Annotated in this window: 20 protein-coding genes and 1 tRNA gene; 7 read left to right on the forward strand and 14 right to left on the reverse strand. The window is 60.7% G+C overall.

Annotation, left to right across the window (positions count from 1 at the left end):
- Positions 1–79: 79 nt before the first annotated feature.
- Positions 80–454: a hypothetical protein gene (locus FGE21_RS18270; RefSeq protein WP_255731658.1), complete on the forward strand. Its 375-nt coding sequence runs from the start codon at positions 80–82 to the stop codon at positions 452–454.
- A gap of 206 nt (positions 455–660) precedes the next feature.
- Here FGE21_RS18270 and FGE21_RS18275 read toward each other — a convergent pair.
- From FGE21_RS18275 to ychF, 3 genes are all read right to left on the reverse strand, one after another.
- Positions 661–750: transfer RNA gene (locus FGE21_RS18275), tRNA-Ser, on the reverse strand.
- 319 nt (positions 751–1069) lie between these two features.
- A complete protein-coding gene (locus FGE21_RS18280; protein WP_139664853.1) occupies positions 1070–1993 on the reverse strand; it encodes a nucleoside hydrolase in 924 nt (307 codons plus the stop codon).
- 166 nt (positions 1994–2159) lie between these two features.
- Complete coding sequence (ychF, locus tag FGE21_RS18285; protein WP_139664854.1) at positions 2160–3257, reverse strand: redox-regulated ATPase YchF; 1098 nt, start codon at positions 3255–3257, stop codon at positions 2160–2162.
- Between the two features lie 186 nt (positions 3258–3443).
- On the opposite strand from ychF, the gene FGE21_RS18290 reads away from it, so the two are divergent.
- Together FGE21_RS18290 and trpA are read left to right on the forward strand one after the other, a co-directional pair.
- Positions 3444–3944, forward strand: a complete 501-nt coding sequence (locus tag FGE21_RS18290; protein ID WP_139664855.1) for an acyloxyacyl hydrolase — start codon at positions 3444–3446, stop codon at positions 3942–3944.
- Positions 3945–4059: 115 nt separating this feature from the next.
- Positions 4060–4863, forward strand: a complete 804-nt coding sequence (gene trpA, locus FGE21_RS18295) for a tryptophan synthase subunit alpha (RefSeq protein ID WP_139664856.1) — start codon at positions 4060–4062, stop codon at positions 4861–4863.
- A 147-nt stretch (positions 4864–5010) separates the two neighbouring features.
- Here the strand turns inward: trpA and FGE21_RS18300 are convergent, their stop codons facing one another.
- Positions 5011–6453: a response regulator gene (locus FGE21_RS18300; RefSeq protein ID WP_255731659.1), complete on the reverse strand. Its 1443-nt coding sequence runs from the start codon at positions 6451–6453 to the stop codon at positions 5011–5013.
- A 472-nt stretch (positions 6454–6925) separates the two neighbouring features.
- Between FGE21_RS18300 and FGE21_RS18305 the strand changes: the two genes are divergently transcribed.
- Positions 6926–8089: an alpha-hydroxy acid oxidase gene (locus FGE21_RS18305; protein WP_139664877.1), complete on the forward strand. Its 1164-nt coding sequence runs from the start codon at positions 6926–6928 to the stop codon at positions 8087–8089.
- 35 nt (positions 8090–8124) lie between these two features.
- Here the strand turns inward: FGE21_RS18305 and FGE21_RS18310 are convergent, their stop codons facing one another.
- Positions 8125–9291, reverse strand: a complete 1167-nt coding sequence (locus FGE21_RS18310; RefSeq protein ID WP_139664857.1) for an MFS transporter — start codon at positions 9289–9291, stop codon at positions 8125–8127.
- A gap of 438 nt (positions 9292–9729) precedes the next feature.
- Between FGE21_RS18310 and FGE21_RS18315 the strand changes: the two genes are divergently transcribed.
- The 3 genes from FGE21_RS18315 to FGE21_RS18325 all read left to right on the forward strand — a co-directional run bounded on the left by FGE21_RS18315 (position 9730) and on the right by FGE21_RS18325 (position 11858).
- Entirely contained in the window at positions 9730–10362 is a 633-nt protein-coding gene (locus FGE21_RS18315) for a 50S ribosomal protein L25/general stress protein Ctc (RefSeq protein ID WP_139664858.1), read from the forward strand.
- Positions 10363–10547: 185 nt separating this feature from the next.
- Positions 10548–11303 carry an aminoacyl-tRNA hydrolase gene (gene pth, locus FGE21_RS18320; RefSeq protein ID WP_139664859.1) on the forward strand — a complete coding sequence of 252 codons (756 nt, stop codon included), beginning with the start codon at positions 10548–10550 and terminating at the stop codon, positions 11301–11303.
- 174 nt (positions 11304–11477) lie between these two features.
- Complete coding sequence (locus tag FGE21_RS18325; RefSeq protein WP_139664860.1) at positions 11478–11858, forward strand: DUF2237 family protein; 381 nt, start codon at positions 11478–11480, stop codon at positions 11856–11858.
- Positions 11859–12048: 190 nt separating this feature from the next.
- Here FGE21_RS18325 and trpB read toward each other — a convergent pair whose 3' ends face one another.
- The 9 genes from trpB to aroA all read right to left on the reverse strand — a co-directional run bounded on the left by trpB (position 12049) and on the right by aroA (position 20860).
- Positions 12049–13308, reverse strand: coding sequence for a tryptophan synthase subunit beta (gene trpB / locus FGE21_RS18330; RefSeq protein WP_139664861.1), 1260 nt, complete (start codon positions 13306–13308; stop codon positions 12049–12051).
- Positions 13309–13917: 609 nt separating this feature from the next.
- The gene (locus FGE21_RS18335; protein ID WP_139664862.1) at positions 13918–14565 is read right to left on the reverse strand and encodes a phosphoribosylanthranilate isomerase; all 648 of its coding nucleotides are present in this window, start codon (positions 14563–14565) and stop codon (positions 13918–13920) included.
- Position 14566: 1 nt separating this feature from the next.
- Positions 14567–14917 carry a LapA family protein gene (locus tag FGE21_RS18340; RefSeq protein ID WP_139664863.1) on the reverse strand — a complete coding sequence of 117 codons (351 nt, stop codon included), beginning with the start codon at positions 14915–14917 and terminating at the stop codon, positions 14567–14569.
- The gene (gene ihfB, locus FGE21_RS18345; protein ID WP_139664864.1) at positions 14918–15202 is read right to left on the reverse strand and encodes an integration host factor subunit beta; all 285 of its coding nucleotides are present in this window, start codon (positions 15200–15202) and stop codon (positions 14918–14920) included.
- Between the two features lie 255 nt (positions 15203–15457).
- The gene (locus tag FGE21_RS18350) at positions 15458–15730 is read right to left on the reverse strand and encodes a hypothetical protein (RefSeq protein WP_139664865.1); all 273 of its coding nucleotides are present in this window, start codon (positions 15728–15730) and stop codon (positions 15458–15460) included.
- A 191-nt stretch (positions 15731–15921) separates the two neighbouring features.
- Entirely contained in the window at positions 15922–17601 is a 1680-nt protein-coding gene (gene rpsA, locus FGE21_RS18355) for a 30S ribosomal protein S1 (RefSeq protein ID WP_139664866.1), read from the reverse strand.
- A gap of 322 nt (positions 17602–17923) precedes the next feature.
- Entirely contained in the window at positions 17924–18553 is a 630-nt protein-coding gene (locus FGE21_RS18360; RefSeq protein WP_139664867.1) for an NAD(P)H-dependent oxidoreductase, read from the reverse strand.
- Between the two features lie 184 nt (positions 18554–18737).
- Positions 18738–19346 (reverse strand): (d)CMP kinase, encoded by a 609-nt coding sequence (gene cmk, locus FGE21_RS18365; RefSeq protein ID WP_139664868.1) that lies wholly within the window; start codon positions 19344–19346, stop codon positions 18738–18740.
- Positions 19347–19507: 161 nt separating this feature from the next.
- A complete protein-coding gene (gene aroA, locus FGE21_RS18370; RefSeq protein WP_139664869.1) occupies positions 19508–20860 on the reverse strand; it encodes a 3-phosphoshikimate 1-carboxyvinyltransferase in 1353 nt (450 codons plus the stop codon).
- Positions 20861–20942: the final 82 nt, after the last annotated feature.

A 20942-nucleotide genomic window follows, 5' to 3' on the forward strand; every position in this document is an offset into this window, starting at 1 on the left:
TTAAAAATGGGGGGATTACCGCCTCATCGTCGATTTCATCAATCAAACAGGCCTTGACAAACTGGGGGACAAGGCCGGAGTGATTGAGGCATTTTTTGCCTTCGCACAAGCCGAACAGCGCCGGGAAGCGGAAGAACTGATAACCGAGGAAAAATTGAACGCAGATGCCGCCAAGCGCTACATCGCGACGTCGATCAAGCGCGAATACGCGAGGGAAACCGGCACAGAGTTGAACTCGATCCTCCCAAAAATGAGCCCACTCAATCCACAATACCTGACTAAAAAAAGAGATGTGTTCCAACGCATCTCTGCGTTCGTTGAGAAGTTCAAGGGTGTTGGCGGAAAATGTAGGCGTGTTCATGATCAATGGTCACGAACCACTGCATACCAGTTATGGTTTTCGGCCCGGGTCGCGCCCGCATGCCGAACGTCCGCCGCAAAGGTACAGTTCTAGTGGCCGAAAAAGGGTATGATTTTCAGAGTTTTATTGGACTGTACCAAAAGAGCGCAGTCAACAGGTCCGGAGAATATCGGCCCGGAGAGACCGCTTCCATGCCTCTCGGCGCCTCCGCCAGTTCTCAGCCCCGCCCGCATAACCCTCGAAAACAACGGAAAAATCCGGCCGCAGCCGGATGGGTAGAACCGTTTCTCAAGGGCCAGTGGCGGAGACGATGGGATTCGAACCCACGAGACCCTTCCGGGCCTACTCCCTTAGCAGGGGAGCGCCTTCGACCACTCGGCCACGTCTCCGCTGACCCGTTTAGAGAGGGTTGGCGGGGGAAACAAGGCGAAAAACATACTTTTTCCGCCTCGGTTTCATTTTCTCTGACGGAGCTTCGCACCGTCACACGCGCGCATCAAAGAAACTGCACAACTGCGAGGGCGCACGTCGCAATTGCCTCCCTGTTCAGTCAAAGTCGGCCGTATTTTGCCAACCGCGCCGGTCGACCGGTCGCCCAGCCCCGTCGGAAAAGTGAACAAACCTGCGAGCGATCCGGCCGCACCTCAGCCCCTCCCCCTGGCCGAGCATTCGACACCGATCCCGCGGAACGGCGCCGAATGGTCCCGATCACGGCAGCAGGGATAGCCGCTTCAGAAAAAGCGCTTTGACAGCATCTGCATCGACGCCCATCGCGACATGGGTATTGCCGCGGGCGTCGTCCGCCAGCTCGGTCGCACCGGAGGTTTCGGGATCGACCGACACACGAAGCGGAACCGCGCGGGTCTGGAACAGATCCGGATGCGTGCAGGCGATCACCGCGGCCGGATCATGCAGGGAGCAGCCATTCAGGTTGGCGACCTCCTGATAGAATTTTATGTAGAAAACGCTCATCTGCTTCAGCATGCCGCCAAGCTCTGGAGAGCGCTCCTTGATGGCGTCGAAATCCTCGGGAACACACAGGATCTTGAGCGTCACATCCAGGCCCACCATGGTGATCTTGCCTGCGGCTGCGGCGAAAACCACCTCGGCGGCATGGGGGTCGTGATAGATATTGGCTTCGGCGTGGGGAGAGATATTCCCGCCAGCCTCGAGAGAGCCACCCATGACAACGATCCGTTTGCAATTTTTCACAAAATCAGGATCGCGCTGAATGGCCAGGGCAATATTGGTCAGAGGCCCGATAGGGCAAAGGGTCAATTCGCCCTTGTGCTCGCGCGCCATCCGGATCAGGAAATCCGCCGCATCCTCTTCGATCGCCTGTCCCTTGGGGGTCGCTGCGGGGATATCACCGAACCCCTCATCGCCATGCACGTGCGTCGAGGGTTCAAACGGGGGCAAAACCAGTGGCTGCGCGGCCCCTTCAGCGACGGGCAGATCAAGCTCTGCTGCTTCCAGCAACCGCAGGGCGTTGCGCGTGGCCATCTGTGTGGTGACATTGCCGAAAATGGTCGTCAGACCCAAAAGTTCGATATCAGGGGCGGCAGCAGCGTAGAAGATCGCCATAGCGTCGTCGATGCCGGGATCCGTGTCGATGATGAGTTTCGTTGTCATGATTATCCCTACGACTGATGAATGGCAAAATTTAGCACCGGAGCTGACTAAACCTCAAGCCCGCCGGATATCGACGCTATCACTCCCCCCCGCGCGCGCATCTTGGTGTATGAGGCCCGCCTTGATCCGTTGGCGGGCCTGAAGATGCGCCTGCGACCAGGAGCAATCAGGTGTTAAATAGGAAATGCAGCACGTCGCCATCCTTGACGACGTAGCTTTTGCCTTCAGCCCGCACTTTGCCTGCCTCTTTGGCACCGCTCTCGCCACCGCTGGAGATGAAATCGTCAAACGCAATCGTTTCGGCGCGGATGAAACCCTTTTCAAAGTCCCCGTGGATGACGCCTGCCGCCTGCGGCGCTGCGGTGCCGTGACGAATGGTCCAGGCGCGCGCTTCCTTCGGGCCGACGGTAAAATAGGTCTCAAGATGCAAGAGGTCGTAGCCAGCCCGGATCAATCGGTCCAGACCAGCTTCCTGAAGTCCCATTTCTTCCAGAAACATCTGCGCTTCATCGGCTTCGAGCTGGCTGATTTCCTCTTCGATCTGCGCCGAGATGATCACATGGCTGTTGCCCTGAGCCGCCGCCATCTCTGCCACTTTGGTGGAATGCTCATTGCCTTCGACGCTTTCGCTTTCGCCGACATTGCAGACATACAGCACCGGTTTGGTGGTGAGCAACTGCAGCATCCGCCACGCCTTGTCGTCATCCGCGTCAACCTCAACCAGACGCGCGGGCTTGCCATCTTCGAGCATTGCCTGTGCAGCGGCCAGAAGACGATCCTGCTGTTGCGCGTCCTTGTCGTTGCCCTTGAGCTTGCGCACCAGATTGGCACGGCGCTTTTCGATGCTCTCCAGATCGGACAGCATCAACTCCGTCTCAATCGTTTCTGCATCGGCGACCGGATCGACCCGGCCTTCGACATGGGTGACGTCGCCATCTTCGAAACAGCGCAGAACATGGGCGATGGCGTCCACCTCGCGGATATTGGCGAGAAACTGGTTGCCCAGACCTTCGCCCTTGGACGCGCCCTTGACCAGCCCCGCGATATCGACAAACGTCATCCGCGTCGGGATGATCTGTTTCGATTTCGCAATCTCGGCCAATTGGTCCAGACGTGCATCCGGCACCCCCACTTCGCCCACGTTCGGCTCGATTGTGCAGAACGGAAAATTGGCCGCCTGCGCCGAGGCGGTTTTGGTCAGTGCATTGAACAGGGTCGACTTGCCGACGTTCGGCAGACCCACGATTCCCATTTTAAAGCCCATACCAGCCTCCTGATGCCTCTTGGCTGCCAGCTTCTAGGCGCATGCGGGCTGTTGCGCAAGCGCCGGCCAGAGCTTCATCCTCCGTGGGCCGGTTGACATCGCAATCCTGCGTACCTTTATCCTGATTTTACGAAACCTGCGGGCCGGACGTTGTATCAGAGCCACGCGCATCCACGTGAGCAATCCATGCGCCGACTTGCGATCATTCCGTCCCTTTTTGCCGCTTTCGTTCTCGCCCAGCTTCAGCCGACGCAGGCGCAGGAAATCGCCATCGGACTTGGCTATGGCGACTTTCACGCGGAACAGGCGGACAGCGGTGCTTTTGTGTCGCTGGAGTATCTCGGTGCCCGGAACTGGGATCTGTTTGGTTTCGACGCGGGTCCGGGCATCAGCGGGCAGGCGCATCAGGCGGGCGACAGCTTTGTTGGGCTCGGCATACAGGGTCAGCGCGCGCTGAAAGGGGATTGGTTTGTCGAGGTCAGCATCATGCCCGGCCTTTTCAGCGAAGGGACCCCCGGCAACGATCTCGGCTCAACGATCGAGATCCGGTCGCTGGTGGGGCTGGGACGCAGGTTGCGCGATGGGCACCGGATCTCTCTAGCCCTGAGCCACATTTCGAATGCCTCCATCTCCGAGCGGAATCCCGGCCTCAACGCGATCAGTCTGCGGCTGCATACGCCGTTGTAGGGCGCGCGCCCTGCCCCGCACCACGGATTAAAGGCACAACCGCATCAGCCGGGATTGATTTTACCGAGAAGTTTCGGCACATCAATCCAAGCAACAGAGATTACAAAGGCCCGCCATGACCCGTCCGACAACACGTATCGATGCCAAATTTGCCGAACTCTCTGCAGCGGGCAAAAAAGCCTTTGTCACCTACGTCATGGCTGGGGACCCGGATTACGACACATCCCTGGAGATCGTCAAAGGCCTGCCGGGCGCCGGCGTGGATGTGATCGAACTGGGGCTGCCGTTCACCGACCCGATGGCCGACGGCCCGACCATCCAGCTGGCAGGCCAACGCGCGCTGGAGGCGGGCATGACATTGGAGCGCACGCTGCAGCTGGCTGCCGATTTCCGCAAAGGCGATACAACCACCCCCATCGTCCTGATGGGATATTACAACCCGATCTATTCCCGCGGCGTCGACACATTCCTCGCCGATGCGAAGGAGGCAGGGATCGATGGGCTGATTGTGGTCGACCTGCCACCGGAAGAGGATGCGGAACTGTGCCTGCCTGCGCAGGCGGCGGGTCTGAACTTCATCCGCCTTGCGACCCCGACGACCGATGACGCCCGCCTGCCCCGCGTGATGCAGAACACATCCGGTTTTGTCTACTACGTGTCGATCACCGGCATCACAGGCGCCGCCGAGGCCGAAGCCTCCGACGTCGGCCCGGAAGTTGCCCGCCTCAAAGCGGCGACCGATCTTCCTGTGATCGTGGGGTTTGGCATCAAGACGCCGCAGCGGGCACAAACCATCGCCTCAATCTCTGACGGGGCGGTAGTCGGCAGCGCGATTGTGGCCGAAATCGGCGCGGGAAAGCCCGTGTCCGAGGTGCTCGATTTTGTGAAATCCCTCGCCGAAGGGGCCCACGCGGGGTGATGCCCGTTCGGACGACCGTCTGATCCGTCAGGTGCCCGGTGGCCTGTGCCGGGTGGCCTGTGTCGGGTGGCCTGCGTGCCGGGTGGCCTGTGGCACAATGATGCAGAGCGTCGATGCAAATCGGGCAACACGGCGCACGCTGGTCGTCTAGAGCACGCTGTCCTGTCCGCCCGCCCCTGCCAGTGCCTGCGCCATCACCCGCAACAATTTCTGCTTGCGGATAGGCTTCGCCACGTGGTCGGTCATCCCCTGCTCCAGATAGGCCTTCACCTGATGGACCAGCGCATTGGCGGATACCGCAATGATGGGCACCGACGCGCGGGCCTCTGCCTCTTCGAGTTCACGGATCTGTTCCGTTGCCGTCACCCCGTCCAGGACCGGCATGTTCACATCCATGAGCACCAGATCAGGCTGCTCAGACCGGCACACGTCCACCGCTTTCCTGCCGTTCTGGACCCAGATCATGTCCAGGTCGTAGTCTTTCAGCATGTGGCGCAGCACCATACGGTTGGTTCTGTTGTCTTCCGCCACCAGCACGCGCCAACGCCGCGCTGACAGGATTGCATGTTCCGTCTTCGCAGGCTCCTTCGCGTGATCTTGTTCCGGCGCGGACGCCCGGGACACCCGAAAGCTTGCCCGAAATTCGCTGCCGGCCCCTTCCGAACTGGTGCACGTCAGGTCACCGCCCATGCGCTGGCAGATCTGCCGAGCGATCACCAATCCCAACCCGGTCCCGCCATGGTTGCGATGAACGCTTGCGTCGGCCTGGATGTACGGCTGAAACAGCCGTCCGGCCTGCCGCGGGCTGAGCCCCACCCCGGTATCACGCAGGGTCACCGCCAGCAAAAGGATCCCGTCCTTTTCCGCCTTCAGGCTGGCCGTCAGTGCGATCCTCCCATTTTCGGTGAACTTGACCGCATTGGACAGCAGGTTGGTCAAGACCTGTTGAAACCGGGTCGGATCGATATTGACCCAAACCCCGCCCCCCGCAAGCTCATCCATACACAGCTTCGTGAAATTGAGTCCCTTTGCCCGGATGCGCGGTTCGAACTGACGGCACACCGTATCCGTCAGCGTCACAACGTCAGTCGGCAATCGCTCAAGCGTCAGTTTTCCCTCGGCAATCTTTGTCAGATCGAGGATGTCATCCACGATGTTCAGCAGCAGCTGCCCGCTGTCGCGCAACACATCCAGAATTCGGGCCTGCTCCAGTCCAAGCGGCGTGTCAGCCAGTGCCGAGGCCATGCCCAGCACACCGTTCAGAGGCGTGCGGATTTCGTGGCTCATCGTGGCCAGGAATTGGGTTTTGGCTTCATTTTCAGCCTCTGCCGCCGCGCGCCCCCGGTCCAGATCTTCGGTCCGTTCGCGCACCATCCGGTCCACCTGCCGCGCGAGGGACACCAATGACGCGTTGGTCTGTCGCAACGACTGCGTCTTGCGGTCGAGTTGTTTCTGCAACTCCTGACGCTGGCTCCGCTCCCACTGCAGCTCGGCCAGAATCTCCCCATAACGCGCATCGTCGGTCGCAGGGTCAGTATGATTCGAAATATCTGTTTGAGTATCAATAGGATCGCCCGGGCGCAGGGTCATGAGGCCCCCATCCGGACTACCAACCCCGACAGGCCATTTCCGCCGACGCGGAATACGCACCCCCACTCGGAACACAGTTTCAAGACGCCAGATGTGAACACAACACTCACGTTGTTGCTACCTCCAGATACAGCCGATTTACTTTGTCATCACCTACCGGAACACCTCCGGCCCAAACTGTCACACCGCTTAACGCCACCAAATACGAACGCCGTGTCCGACGCTGCCAAATCCCCGCGCCGGGTCGCGGAGGCCAAAATCCAGACACAGGCCAGCCGGTGCGTCACCGGCAAATTTCCCGAAACAGCCTGCGCTTACCGCGATTTTGCACATGTCAGCACACTTCACCGCAGGACCTGCCGATAAAGTTTCACAAATTCGTAAACGCACCCTTACGACGCTGTCGCTTGCCAGACCCGTCTCGAATTGGTAACAAAACATGACCAGTTTCGCCCGCGCCGAGGAGAGCCCCATGCCGGTGATTACCAATATCGACGATCTCAAGCGCATATACGCCCGGCGCGTGCCAAAAATGTTCTACGATTATGCGGAGAGCGGCTCGTGGACTGAGCAGACCTTTCGTGAGAACACCACTGACTTTGACCAAATTCGCCTGCGCCAGCGTGTCGCCGTCGATATGGCGGGACGTTCGACCGCAAGTCATATGATCGGTCAGGAAGTCGCGATGCCGGTGGCGCTGGCCCCCGTGGGGCTGACGGGCATGCAATGCGCCGATGGCGAAATCAAGGCCGCCCGCGCGGCCGAGGCTTTTGGCGTTCCATTCACCCTCTCCACCATGTCGATCAATTCGATCGAGGATGTGGCAGAGGCGACCACGAAACCCTTCTGGTTTCAGCTCTACACCATGAAGGACGAGGACTATACGCGCCGCCTGATTGACCGTGCAAAAGCCGCCAATTGCTCGGCACTGGTGATCACGCTCGATCTGCAGATCCTCGGCCAGCGACACAAGGACCTGAAAAACGGCCTCTCAGCTCCGCCAAAGCTGACCCCGAAGACAATCGCCAACCTGATGACCAAGTGGTCCTGGGGGATCGGAATGCTGGGCGCCAAGCGCCGCCATTTCGGCAATATCGTCGGCCATGTGGACGGAATTTCCGACGCATCCTCGCTCAGCGCCTGGACCGCCGAACAGTTCGATCTGACGCTGGACTGGGACAAGATCGCCAAACTGAAAGAGATCTGGGGCGGCAAGGTGATCCTCAAGGGGATCCTGGACGAGGAAGACGCCAGAATGGCCGCCAAGGTCGGGGCCGATGCGATCACGGTATCCAACCACGGCGGGCGGCAACTCGATGGCGCCCTGTCGTCGATCCGCATGCTGCCGCGCATCATGGACGCGGTCGGCGACCAGGTAGAGGTCCATCTCGACAGCGGCATCCGCTCTGGTCAGGATGTGCTGAAGGCCCTGGCACTTGGCGCCACGGGGACGATGATCGGTCGCGCCTTTGTCTACGGCCTCGGGGCGATGGGCCAGCCCGGCGTCACCCGCGCGCTTGAGGTGATCCACAAGGAGCTGGATGTGTCCATGGCGCTGTGCGGCGAGAAATCAGTGACCAAGCTTGGTCGTCACAACCTCTTGGTTCCGGAGGATTTCACCGGCCGCTGGGCCTGATCCTCCAGACCGTGACTGCCCGGACGTGAGCACGCTCAGGTCCAGGCAGGGACGCCACGGGCGAGTGCGCGCAGGCCTGGCACCAACAACACGGTAATTGCCAGCAAAAGGGCCCCCATCATCGCCAGTGCCAGCCGCAGCCCAAAGGCCTCGGCCATGAAACCGATCACCGGCGGGCCGATGAAAAAGCCACAATAGCCAATCATCACCATCCGAGAAATTGCAACCGCGCGCTGGCGCGCCGGGATTTTCTTTCCCACCCAGGCCAGCGCCGTTGGTCCGATCGTGGAGACGCCGATCCCGAGGATCGCAAACCCCGCATAGGCCAGCCACTGCACCGGTGCCAGAGCCGCCAGTATCAACCCGAAGGCCGCAAGTGCTGCTGCGATCTGCATCAACCGGCCCTCCGGGATACGCCGCACGGCCTCCTGCCCGGACAACCGTCCGATCCCCATGGTCAGCCCGAGTATGGCAGGCCCCATCGCGCCTTCGGCGGCACTGGCGGCAAAAGACCGCTCTAGATAGAGCGCAGACCAACTCTCGGTCGCCTGCTCGGCGGTGAACGCGATCAGCACAATGAGGCCCGCAAGCACAATCATCATCACAGGCAGCGATGCTGCGCCGGGATGTCCCGCGTCCTCAGCAGGCTCGGGCGTCGCGGGATCGCGCATGCCCAGACACAACAGCACGGTCACGCCGAGAATTCCCACGAAACACCAGAACGGCGGCACGCCGGCCTCCCGGATCAACCCCGCCCCCAAGGCCCCCAGCGCATAGGCGAGCGAGAACAGGCCATGGTTCAGGTTCATCAGGGAGCGGCCACTGCGCGCTTCCAGCCCGCTCAGCCGCGCGTTCATGATCACATCCAGCAGCCCCGCCGCCCCCGAGGCGAGAAACATTGCGCCGGCGAGACCTGCCCAACTGGCCGCCAATCCCGGCAGCAAAAAGCCCGTCGCAACGGCCAGGGCGCAGATCACCATGGCATAGGCGCCGAGCCCCCGGTCCACGCGCGGGGCCAGCCACATGGCACCCACTGCGCCCGCCGCCCCCACCAGCAGCGCCAATCCGAATTCAGCGTCCCCCAGACCTGCCTGTGCCTTCAGCTGAGGCGCATAGGCGGCAAAGGCTCCGACGCAGATGCCCATGACGGCAAATGCCCGGCCATGCACCGCACTGGTGCGTATATCGGTCACGATTTCCATGAATGGAGAGCTTGCACAGTGCGAAGAGTCCCACAATCGCGAAATTGTACCGCTACATCGCGCCAACGCCGGGCGGGCCCCTTTATCCGTGACGCATGCAGCATTGAGGCCGAGCGTTCCACAGGCCTGCCGGCGCCGGGACCCGTCAGCAGGGCGTTCTCACGGCCCGACTCCACCAGCGAATCAGCTGTGCCCCTCAGGCGTTTCGCCGATTATCACCGCAATCCTGGCCCGCAGATCCGCGTCCGGCGCCATCGCGCCCGCCGCGCCGGGTTCAATCTTCACAGCCGCCGGAGCGATGCGGGTGGCAAATTGCCCCCGCGCGGCGGGCAGCGGCTGCTTTAGGGCTTCCCAAATCCCGCCATTCTGTCTAAGAGAGCGGCTTCACGCGGGGTGACAGCCTTGGAGGCACCCCCACTTTATATATGGAGAATTATAATGGCGAATGAGATTCCTGATCTCGAGTGCCTGGAACGTGCGGGGACAGGCAAGGGCGCCGCTCGCGCTGCGCGCCGCGAAGGCATGGTTCCTGGTGTTGTATTTGGTGGCGACGTTGATCCGCTGTCGATCAATATCCCGTTCAACAAGCTGTTGAAGCTGCTGAAGTCCGGCCGTTTCAAGTCGACCCTGTTCAACCTCAAGGTTGAAGGCCACGAAGACGTCCGTGTGATCTGCCGCGACGTTCAGCGCGATGTTGTAAAAGACCTGCCGACTCACTTTGACCTGATGCGCCTGCGCCGCACGTCGAAGATCAACCTCTTCATCCCGGTTGAGTTCATCAACGAAGAAGAGTGCGTCGGCCTGAAGCGTGGCGGTGTTCTGACCGTTGTACGTCCCGAAGTCGAACTGATCGTGACCGCAGGTGACATCCCCGAGAAGCTGACTGTCGACCTGACAGGAAAAGTGATCGGCGACGTGATCCACATCTCCGACATCACCCTGCCGGAAGGCTCCAAGCCGACCATCGACCGTGATTTCGTGATTGCCAACGTCTCCGCACCGTCGGGCCTCAAAGCCTCCGACAACGAAGAAGGCGATGCTGAAGGCGAAGACGCCGCAACAGAAGAATAAGATTTCGCCCCCTCCGGGGATTTGGGATCATGGAAACGGGCTTCTGCGGGGGCCCGTTTTCTTTTGTGCAGAAGGGCTGCTGTGGTTCACCCCACACAATCCTGTCCAGTCAATCCGTTGACCCTCTGGATTTCCTTGCCAGAAACAGGCATCACTCCGGCCAACAGCAAACAGGAGCGCAGTTGATGAAACTCCTCGTCGGCCTCGGGAACCCGGGTGCAAAATATGCAGGAAACCGCCACAATATCGGTTTCATGGCGCTGGACCAGATCGCCTCCGATCACGGTTTCCCACCTTGGAAATCCAAATTTCAGGCGCAGATGAGCGAGGCGCCTCTCGCGGGCGACAAACTGATCCTGCTGAAGCCGCAGACCTTCATGAACAACTCCGGCCAATCAGTGGGAGAGGCCCTGCGGTTTTTCAAACTGACACCGTCGGATGTGGTGGTCTTTCATGACGAGCTGGACCTTGCACCGGGAAAATGCCGTGTCAAACAAGGTGGCGGACATGCAGGTCACAACGGCCTGCGCTCCATCCACGCCCATATCGGGGCCGATTACGCGCGGGTTCGCCTCGGCATCGGCCATCCCGGACACAAAGATGCCGTCGCAGGTTATGTTCTGCGCGACTTTCCCAAGGCCGACCGGGACGGCTGGCTCGATGATCTGTTGCGCGGCATCTCTGACGGTGTTGCCTGTCTCGCCGGGGGCGACAGCGGAAAATTCATGAATGCCGTCGCCCTGCAGGTCGCCCCTCCCCGCAGCTCCACCGGGTCAGGGGGGACCTCCGGCAAGAAAGCGCAACGATCCGGCGCGGGGGCGGATGCAAGCCCCTCCAAAACCGCCAGGGGCGGCGCCCCCGCCGCTGAACCAGCAGCCACAGAAAACGCTGCGGATGACAGGCCAAGCCCCATGCAAAGGCTCCTGAACAGGTTCAAATAGTGTCGGCACCGCCTGACGCCTGCGCTCAAGTCGCCCGTGAGCCGATCCCTCACTTGCGCTCTGAACCGCACAGGACGGTTTTCTTTCTCGGGACACTGGCCTCAAACGCCCTAACATTAAATGCGCGCGCAGGGAAATGCGCGCGCCCTGCAGGCGAACCGGAGTGCCCCAATTATGGAAAAGGATGATGCCGTGAATGTTCTGGGCGGGCCCCTGCTGGCTTGCTCCACCTCCCCCGTCACCGGCTTCTTTCGCGACGGCCACTGCAACACCTGTGCTGAAGACCACGGCAGCCATACTGTTTGTGCCGTGATGACGGCGGAATTCCTGGCCTATTCGAAATATGTTGGGAACGACCTCTCTACGCCGCGACCCGCCTTTCATTTCGCAGGCCTAAAGCCGGGGGATCGATGGTGCCTCTGTGCGGCGCGGTTCCTGCAGGCCGCCGACGAAGGCTGCGGCCCTGCGGTTCATCTGGAAGCCACCCATCGCAAGACGCTGGAAATCGTTCCATTGCCAGTCCTACAGGCACATGCGGTCGATATCCCATCCTGACGCTTCACCGCCAATACTGGCCTGCGCAGACCCCAGAACCTCGCGTGACCCTTCGTGCATGCCAGGCCCTACGCCTGACAGCAAAAAGGCGCAGCCTTAAGCCGCGCCCCTAAATATCTGCCAGTTCCCTCACCACGCCCGCCACCGTTTTCAAAGAAACGGGCCGAGCATCCGGCGGGTGGTAAGCCGCTCAATCGTCCAGATCGCGCCCTTCTTCGGTGTCGGACATGTCAAAACCAAGGTGACGTGCGACAGTAAAGATGTCCTTGTCGCCGCGTCCGCACATGTTCATGACGATGATATGGTCGCGCGGCAGCTCCGGGGCGATCTTCATCACATGCGCGAGCGCGTGACTGGGCTCCAGCGCCGGAATAATCCCCTCCAGCGCACAGGAGAGCTGAAACGCCTCCAGGGCCTCTTTGTCCGTGATCGAGACATATTGCGCCCGGCCCGTCTCGTGCAGCCAGGCGTGTTCCGGACCGATCCCCGGATAATCCAGACCTGCGGAGATCGAGAACCCCTCAAGGATCTGCCCGTCATCGTCCTGCAGAAGATAGGTGCGGTTGCCGTGCAAGACCCCGGGCCGTCCGCCCGTAAGCGAGGCGCAGTGCTCCATTTTCTCGTCGACCCCCTTGCCACCTGCTTCGACACCGATGATGTTCACGGTCTTGTCGTCGAGAAAGGGGTGAAAGAGGCCCATGGCGTTGGATCCGCCGCCAATTGCCGCAATCAGCGTATCCGGCAGGCGCCCCTCGCCTTCCTGCTCTGCAAGCTGCCAACGCACCTCCTTGCCGATCACCGACTGGAAATCACGCACCATCGCAGGATAGGGATGAGGTCCGGCGACTGTGCCAATGCAGTAGAAGGTATCGCGCACATTGGTGACCCAGTCGCGCAGCGCATCGTTCATCGCGTCCTTCAGCGTGCCCCGGCCAGAGGTGACCGGGATCACTTCCGCACCGAGCAGACGCATGCGGAACACATTCGGAGCCTGACGCCGCACGTCGTGAGCGCCCATGTAGACGACACATTTCAGCCCGAACTTGGCACAAACGGTTGCGGTGGCCACCCCATGCTGGCCTGCACCGGTTTCGGCGATGATCCGCGTCTTGCCCATGCGCCGTGCAAGCAGGATCTGACCCAACACATTATTTACTTTGTGCGCGCCCGTGTGGTTCAGTTCATCGCGCTTCATATAGATCTTGGCACCGCCGAGATGATCGGTCAGTCGCTCTGCGAAATACAACGGGCTGGGGCGGCCAACGTAGTGCTTCCACAAGTCGTCCATCTCCGCCCAGAAGTCAGGGTCGACCTTCGCCTTTTCGTATTCTTCTTCCAGAGAAAGGATCAGCGGCATCAGCGTCTCGCTGACAAACCGTCCGCCAAAAATGCCGAACCGACCTTGTTCGTCGGGACCATTCATGAAGCTGTTAATGAGATCATCGGCCATGGGTATCTCCGTCTTGCATATCCGCCGGTTCTAATTCGCATTTGGGTCAAGAGAAACAGGTTTCTCGGCCTTTTTCCCATCCAACAGCGAGAAACGCCAATCAATGTGCGCCGCAGGTGGTCTTTCGCTTCGGGCAACGCCCGAAGCGACCGGCGTGGCGCGCCCCTGCGGGGCGCGCCACGCCGCCCAGCCCAACCGGTCACCGGGCCCTCTGCAGGAGGGCACAAGAATGGGCGGGAGCCTCACGAGAATTGCGGGGCACCCCCAGCCGACCGAAGCGCGGCATCGGTCAAATTCCTAGCCAGTCCCCTCCGACGCTGCCCATACCGGCGCGTCTTGGCGCGCGTCATGGTGGCACAGAAGCCATTCCCAATGCACCAGCTCTGGGATGACAGGACCGGTCTGGCGCAAACGCGAAAAGGCCTTCGCCGCGAACCGTGGCAGAACCACCCGGCCAACCCCTGAACAGACCAGATCGGGCAACATGCGCACAGCGCTGGCCGTCGCAACGATCGCGGATCCGTATGTCTCTCGGAGCCATCGGGCAGAGGATGGCTCAACTGCAGCGACTATCCCTGTCCCGCGCCTTTGGGGGCGCTGCGGGCCTCGTCACAGACCCTGTGTCGCCGCCACAAAAGCGCGCATCAGCGCCGCATCTTTCTGACCGGGAGCACTTTCGACCCCCGATGCTACATCAACCTGTCGGGCGCCTGTTTTCCGGATCGCCTCTGCGACATTGTCCGGCGTCAGCCCCCCGGCCAGCATCCACGGAACCTGCCAGTATTTCTTCGCAGCCAACAACTGCCAGTCAAACGTAATTCCGTTGCCGCCCGGCAGAACCGCGCCCTTGGGCGCTTTGGCATCAATCATGATCTGGTCCGCAACCTGCGCATATAGATCTATGGGCTTCAGATCGTCTGCTTCCGCCACCCCGATCACTTTCATCACCGGCAGACCATAGCGTGACTTGATCTCGGCAACGCGTTCAGGGCTTTCGCCGCCATGCAACTGCAACATGTCCAGCGGAACCGATCCGGTAATCGCATCCAGTTCGCTGTCGCCAGCATTCACCACCAGGCCGACTTTGGCCAGCCCGACCGGCGCACCGGCGGCGAGAACCGCCGCCTGAGCAATCGACACCGAGCGGGGAGATTTTGCGAAAAAGTTCAGGCCGACATAGGCCGCACCGGCATCCGCCGCCACCGCAATGTCGTCAGCGGTTTTCAAACCGCAGATCTTGCTCCTGATTTCAACCATCTCAGGATGCGTCTTCGAGCAGCGCCAGGACCTCGTCCTTGCCCTCGTGCTTTTGGCGTTTCAGTTTCTTGACCTCACGCGACAGCTTCTTCACCTCACCCTGCCGAATACGGGCTTCACGGCGGTGCTTATGCTCGCGCAGATACTCCAAAACATAGCCCAGCGCGACACCTATGGCGATGCCGCCAAGGACCACAGCGAACAGGGGCAAGGTCATGGTGAGATTGAACTTTGCCAGCTCCGCCAAAGCCTCCGGCATCAGCTTTAGCGTGACGTTCCCGCGGTTGGCGAGGCTCACCGACACCAAAACAAGAGCGAGCACGCCCCAGACAAGATAGCGAATGTAACGCATTTACTCTTTTCCGTTCAGGCGATCCCGGAGCAACTTGCCCGTCTTGAAGAAAGGAACATGCTTTTCTTCCACGTTCACCGTTTCGCCGGTACGTGGATTGCGCCCGACGCGGGAGTCACGCTTTTTGACCGAAAAAGCGCCAAAGCCGCGCAGCTCGACCCGGTCACCGCGTGACATAGCATCAGTGACCTCCTCAAAGACCGTATTGACGATCCGCTCCACATCACGCTGATACAGGTGCGGGTTTTCGTCTGCAATCTTCTGGATCAGTTCCGAACGGATCATATGTGGGGCCCTCCCAAAGCCGCGTTTGAACTTAAGAGTAGAGTAACTATAGGAAGAAAACTGTTCTGCGGAAACAGGTTACAAAGACCTCCGTGGGGGAAATCTGTCGCTTCTGCGGTATTTGAGCAAAGCAGCGCCGACTTTCCGCGATGCAGCACGGCCTCATTGCCTGAAGAACGAGCGTTTCGCCGGGAATCATCGAAAGAGCGAAGCCATTGATTCGCAAGCCTTCGTTGAGGTGCCGAAATATCCATCTCAGCCCGCCTTGCCACAATATGCGGAGAACCCTGTCCCGCGACTTTCAGAGTATTGCAGCCCGGCAAAACGTCTGAGAGCCATCGATTTCGCATGGCAGCGGCGTTCGACTTCGCCCCGGACATCGCCCTCGGACCACCCCGGGCCATACCGCCCGCTGACGTCGTAGCCAGCTCCGGAGCGGGAAAATTGCACATCCAGATGGCGCGGATCCACAGATGAGGCACAGGCGCTGAGGCTGGCGAGCATGGAAAACAGGACACAAGCGCGCATGGAAACTCCGGATGTGATCGGTCGCAATCCTCACACCATTCCTGAAAATGCCCGGCCAGATCAAGCCCCGAATACAGGCGTTGTGATCGGACCTCTCGCCCGCAGCGTTTCCGCCCGGTGCAGTCTGCATGAAAAGGGCCCCGCAGGATTGATCCTGCGGGGCCCTTTCTTGTTTCGAAAATCCGAAGGGATCAGTCGCCGGTTTTCAGCGCTGCACCCAGGATATCGCCGAGGGACGCGCCCGAGTCGGAGGAGCCATACTGTTCGACGGCCTCTTTCTCTTCTGCGATCTCACGAGCCTTGATCGACAGACCCAGACGACGGGTCTTGCTGTCGATGTTGGTGACGCGCACGTCGATCTTGTCCGCAACAGAGAAACGCTCGGGGCGTTGGTCCGCACGGTCACGGGACAGGTCGGAGCGGCGGATGAAGGACTTCATGCCCTCGTATTCCACTTCGATGCCACCGTCTTCGATCGCGGTCACTTCGACGGTCACGATGGAACCACGCTTCACGCCGCCAACGGCATCTGCGAACTTGTCACCACCCAGCGCCTTGATGGAGAGCGAGATACGCTCCTTCTCGACGTCCACTTCAGAGACAACGGCCGAAACCATGTCGCCTTTGCGGTAGTTCTGGATCGCTTCTTCGCCACGCTCGTCCCAGCTGAGGTCGGAGAGGTGAACCATGCCGTCGATGTCGCCGTCGAGACCAATGAACAGACCGAATTCGGTGATGTTCTTGACTTCGCCTTCGACCTGAGTGCCCTCGGGGTGTGTTTCTGCAAACACTTCCCATGGGTTGCGCATGGTCTGCTTCAGGCCCAGAGACACGCGACGCTTGGCGCCGTCGATTTCCAGAACCATGACGTCCACTTCCTGCGAGGTGGAAACGATCTTGCCGGGGTGTACGTTCTTCTTGGTCCAGGACATCTCGGAGACGTGGACCAGACCTTCGACACCGGGCTCCAGCTCAACAAATGCACCGTAATCGGTGATGTTGGTGACGCGACCCTTGTGCACGGAGGCCAGCGGGTACTTGGCACCAACCAGATCCCACGGATCGTCCTGCAGCTGTTTCATGCCGAGGGAGATACGGTGGGTCTCTTTGTTGATCTTGATGACCTGAACCTTGACGGTTTCGCCGATCGCCAGAATCTCGGAGGGGTGGTTCACACGGCGCCATGCCATGTCGGTGACGTGCAACAGCCCGTCCACACCGCCCAGGTCAACAAACGCACCGTATTCGGTGATGTTCTTGACAACGCCCTCGACGGCCTGGCCTTCGGTCAGGTTGCCGATAACTTCGGCACGCTGCTCGGCGCGGGACTCTTCGAGGATCGCACGACGGGACACAACGATGTTGCCACGACGACGGTCCATCTTGAGGATCTGGAACGGCTGCTTCAGACCCATCAGCGGGCCTGCGTCACGCACGGGGCGGACGTCAACTTGCGAACCGGGCAGGAAGGCCACGGCACCGCCGAGGTCGACCGTGAAGCCACCTTTGACGCGGCCGAAGATCGCGCCTTCGACGCGCTGATCGTCTGCGTAGGCTTTTTCCAGGCGGTCCCATGCTTCTTCGCGGCGCGCCATCTCGCGGGAGATAACAGCTTCGCCACGGGCGTTTTCAGCCGCGCGCAGGTACACTTCGACTTCGTCACCAACGGAGACTTCAGCCGCTTCACCAGGATTTGCGAATTCTTTGAGCTCAACGCGGCCTTCCATTTTGTAGCCGACGTCGATGATGGCCTGACCCGCCTCGATGGCGATGATCTTGCCTTTAACTACGGAACCCTCTTCGGGGGTGTCCATTTCGAAGCTTTCTTGCAGGAGGGCTTCGAATTCCTCCATCGATGTGTTTTGAGCCATGTGGTCTCAGGTTTCCTTTACAAATCGGTTTTTCTGGCCATGCGGTTGTCTCCGCCGGTCTTAGATGGGTTGGTCGGACGAGAGGCGATGCGCTGACAGCCCGGGCACAAACAAACACAAAGGGCCGAGGTATGCCCCGACCCTGCTCAGTCTGTCTTGGTGCGTTTTCGCATCTCTGTTGACAAGGCGCTGTATAGGGGGTTCCGGCCCTGCTGGCAAGGGGTCTTGAACTCTGGCATGCCGACCTGCCAGCCCGGCGCATCAACAATGTCATCGCCGGGGGCAGAGCCGACTGCCCTCCCCCCGGTTGCAGTCGCGAGGATCAGTCGATCTCAGTGACCAGCGCCGCCTTGGATTTGCGGACCTTTTTCATCGGCAGCAGCCAATCGCCCTCTTCCGCGCGATATCCCAAAGGCAGCAGAACGACCGAGCGCAGACCTTTTTCCTTCAGGCCGAGGATTTCATCCACCTGCTCGGGATCGAAGCCTTCCATCGGGGTGCTGTCCACTTCCAGCTCTGCAGCGGCCGCCAGTGCGAAGCCAAGCGCGATGTAGGCCTGACGCGCCGCATGGGCATAGTTGACCTCAGCCGCGCGCGGCAGATACATCGCTTTCAAGTTGTCATAATAGCCCTGCAGCATTTCGGAGGGGCCGCGTTCCTCGACCAGCTGCTCGACAACCGCATCGATGCGTTCGGCCGTGTAGTTGTCCCATGCGGCAAAAACCAACAGGTGCGAGCCATCGGTGATCTGGGCCTGATCCCAAGACACGGGACGGATCTTCTCGCGCAGCGCCTTGTTGCGGATCACCAGCAGTTCGAACGGCTGCACGCCACTGGAGGTCGGCGCCATCCGGATCGCCTCGACGATCTGTGCCACCTTGTCTTCGGCGACAGGTTTCGTGGGATCCATTTTCTTGGTGGCATAGCGCCAGTTCAGCTTGTCCAGAAACATTTCAGGGGAGTCCTTTCGGGAATGTCCATGCTTCCGCTGACATAGCAACTAAACTAAACAGTTCAAGTTAAATAACCCGGGATCAACGCAACCGTAGAGGCCAACTGCCGCTCCTGCCTCCATCTCTGGCCAGAATTGGTGGTGTTTTGCGCGCAGGCCACAATTCGCCGGGCTGCTGCGCGGATTATCCTAGCCGGGCAGTCACTTCCGCAATGGCGCGGGCGACCGCGTCGTCGATGCTCAGGGTGCTTGTATCGATCAGGATTGCGTCATCCGCAGGTTTCAAAGGCGCTTCGGCCCGGGTCATGTCACGTTCGTCGCGGGCGCGGACATCGGCCAGAACCTCGTCCAAGGTGAGGACACTCCCTTTGGCCGTCAGCTCCAGGAACCGCCGTCTCGCGCGCACCTCGGCACTGGCCGTCACAAATAATTTCACCTCGGCCTCAGGGCAGATCACAGTGCCGATATCACGCCCGTCCATCACTGCGCCTCCGGCCCGGCGGGCAAATGCGCGTTGAAAATCTACCAAGGCCGCCCGCACCCCCGCGATGACCGCGACCTTCGAGGCGGCCTGCGCGACCGCCACTGTCCGCAGATCATCGCGCTCCAGATCGACCACCTCGAGGGTTTCGGCAGCGCTCACCGGCTCCGCACCATCCAGCATCCGGGCGCCGACCGCCCGGTACAGCAGCCCCGTGTCGAGATGACCAAAGCCAAAATGCTCCGACACCGCTTTGGAGATGGTTCCCTTGCCCGCCGCTGCGGGCCCGTCGATTGCAATCGTAAAGGCCATGGGTCTCCGACTTTCCTTCATCCGCTACCTGCCGGACCGACAGGCGTTTTATGCTGTGTTTATACCCGTTTTAATCTGCAAGCGCACGCCTGTCACGCGGCCGCCCCGCCGAGCGGTCAACCCCGGCCTGAGAAGCATTCTCCCGGCGCAGATCCTGCGGATCAGCTATTGTCCCGGCTGATTTGCGCGCCCAGATCCCCCATCAGCCGCTCAAAGATCGGAAAAGAAGTGGCAATGGGGGTGCCATCATCGACAGAAACCGGATTTTGCGCCCCCATGCCCATCACCATGAACGACATGGCGATACGGTGATCCAGAAAGCTCTCGCAGGTTTGACCACCCGGGACATTATCCGGGCCACAGCCCTCCACGCTCCACCAGTCCTCGCCTTCCTCGACGGTGACGCCATTGGCCCGCAGGCCCCGGGCCATTGCATCGATACGGTCACTTTCCTTAACGCGCAGCTCTTTCACACCCGCCATCAGGGTTGTGCCCCTGGCAAATGCGGCCACAACCGAAAGAACTGGGTACTCATCGATCATCGACGCCGCGCGCTGCGGAGGAACTTCAATGCCGCGCATATCGGGGGAGTATCTGGCCCGCAGATCAGCCACCGGCTCGCCGCCCTCCTCGCGCTCGTTCTCATAGGTCAGATCCGCGCCCATATCGCGCAGGGTCGCAAAGAGGCCCGCACGGGTCGGGTTGAGACCGATCCCCGGCACCAGCACGTCCGAACCGGGCGTCACCAGCGCGGCACAGACAGGAAAGGCCGCCGAGGAGGGATCGCGGGGCACCGCGATGACCTGCGGTTTCAGTTCGGGCCGGCCGGTCAGCGTGATAACACGTCCCTCGTCGGTGTCCTCAACCGTGACCTCGGCACCAAATCCCGCCAGCATCCGCTCAGAATGGTCGCGTGTGGCCTCGCGCTCGATCACAACTGTCTTGCCCGGAGCGTTGAGACCTGCCAGCAACACCGCCGATTTCACCTGCGCCGAGGGGACAGGAACGGTGTAGCGCACCGGCACCGGATCCGCAGCCCCGACGATGGTCATCGGCAGACGCCCCCCGTCGCGGCCGACAGAGCGGGCGCCAAACAGTGCCAGCGGATCGGTGACCCGCGCCATGGGGCGTTTGTTCAATGAAGCATCGCCGGTAAAGGTGGCCGTGATCGGAGAGGTTGCCATGGCGCCCATGATCAACCGCACACCGGTGCCGGAGTTGCCGCAGTCGATCACGTTTTCCGGCTCACCAAAGCCCCCGACCCCGACCCCGAAGACCGACCACTCGCCACCGCCGTGGTTGATCACCTCGGCTCCAAAGGCCTGCATCGCTTTTGCGGTGTCCAGCACGTCCTCTCCTTCGAGGAGGCCAGTGATGCGGGTTTCGCCCACCGCCATGGCGCCGAGAATCAGTGACCGGTGAGAAATGGATTTATCCCCTGGCACATTTGCCACGCCCTTGAGCGGGCCTGCGCGGCGGGAGGTCATAGGAATGGGCGTGCCGTGACCGGACATGGGGTTTCCTCTTCAGAAGATGGTCGAAAGGCTGTTAGCGCATGACGCAGGCTGCGTCCATCATCAAGCTCCTTCGATCGGC

The sequence above is a fragment of the Phaeobacter sp. B1627 genome (assembly GCF_006265095.1).
GTDB lineage: Bacteria > Pseudomonadota > Alphaproteobacteria > Rhodobacterales > Rhodobacteraceae > Epibacterium.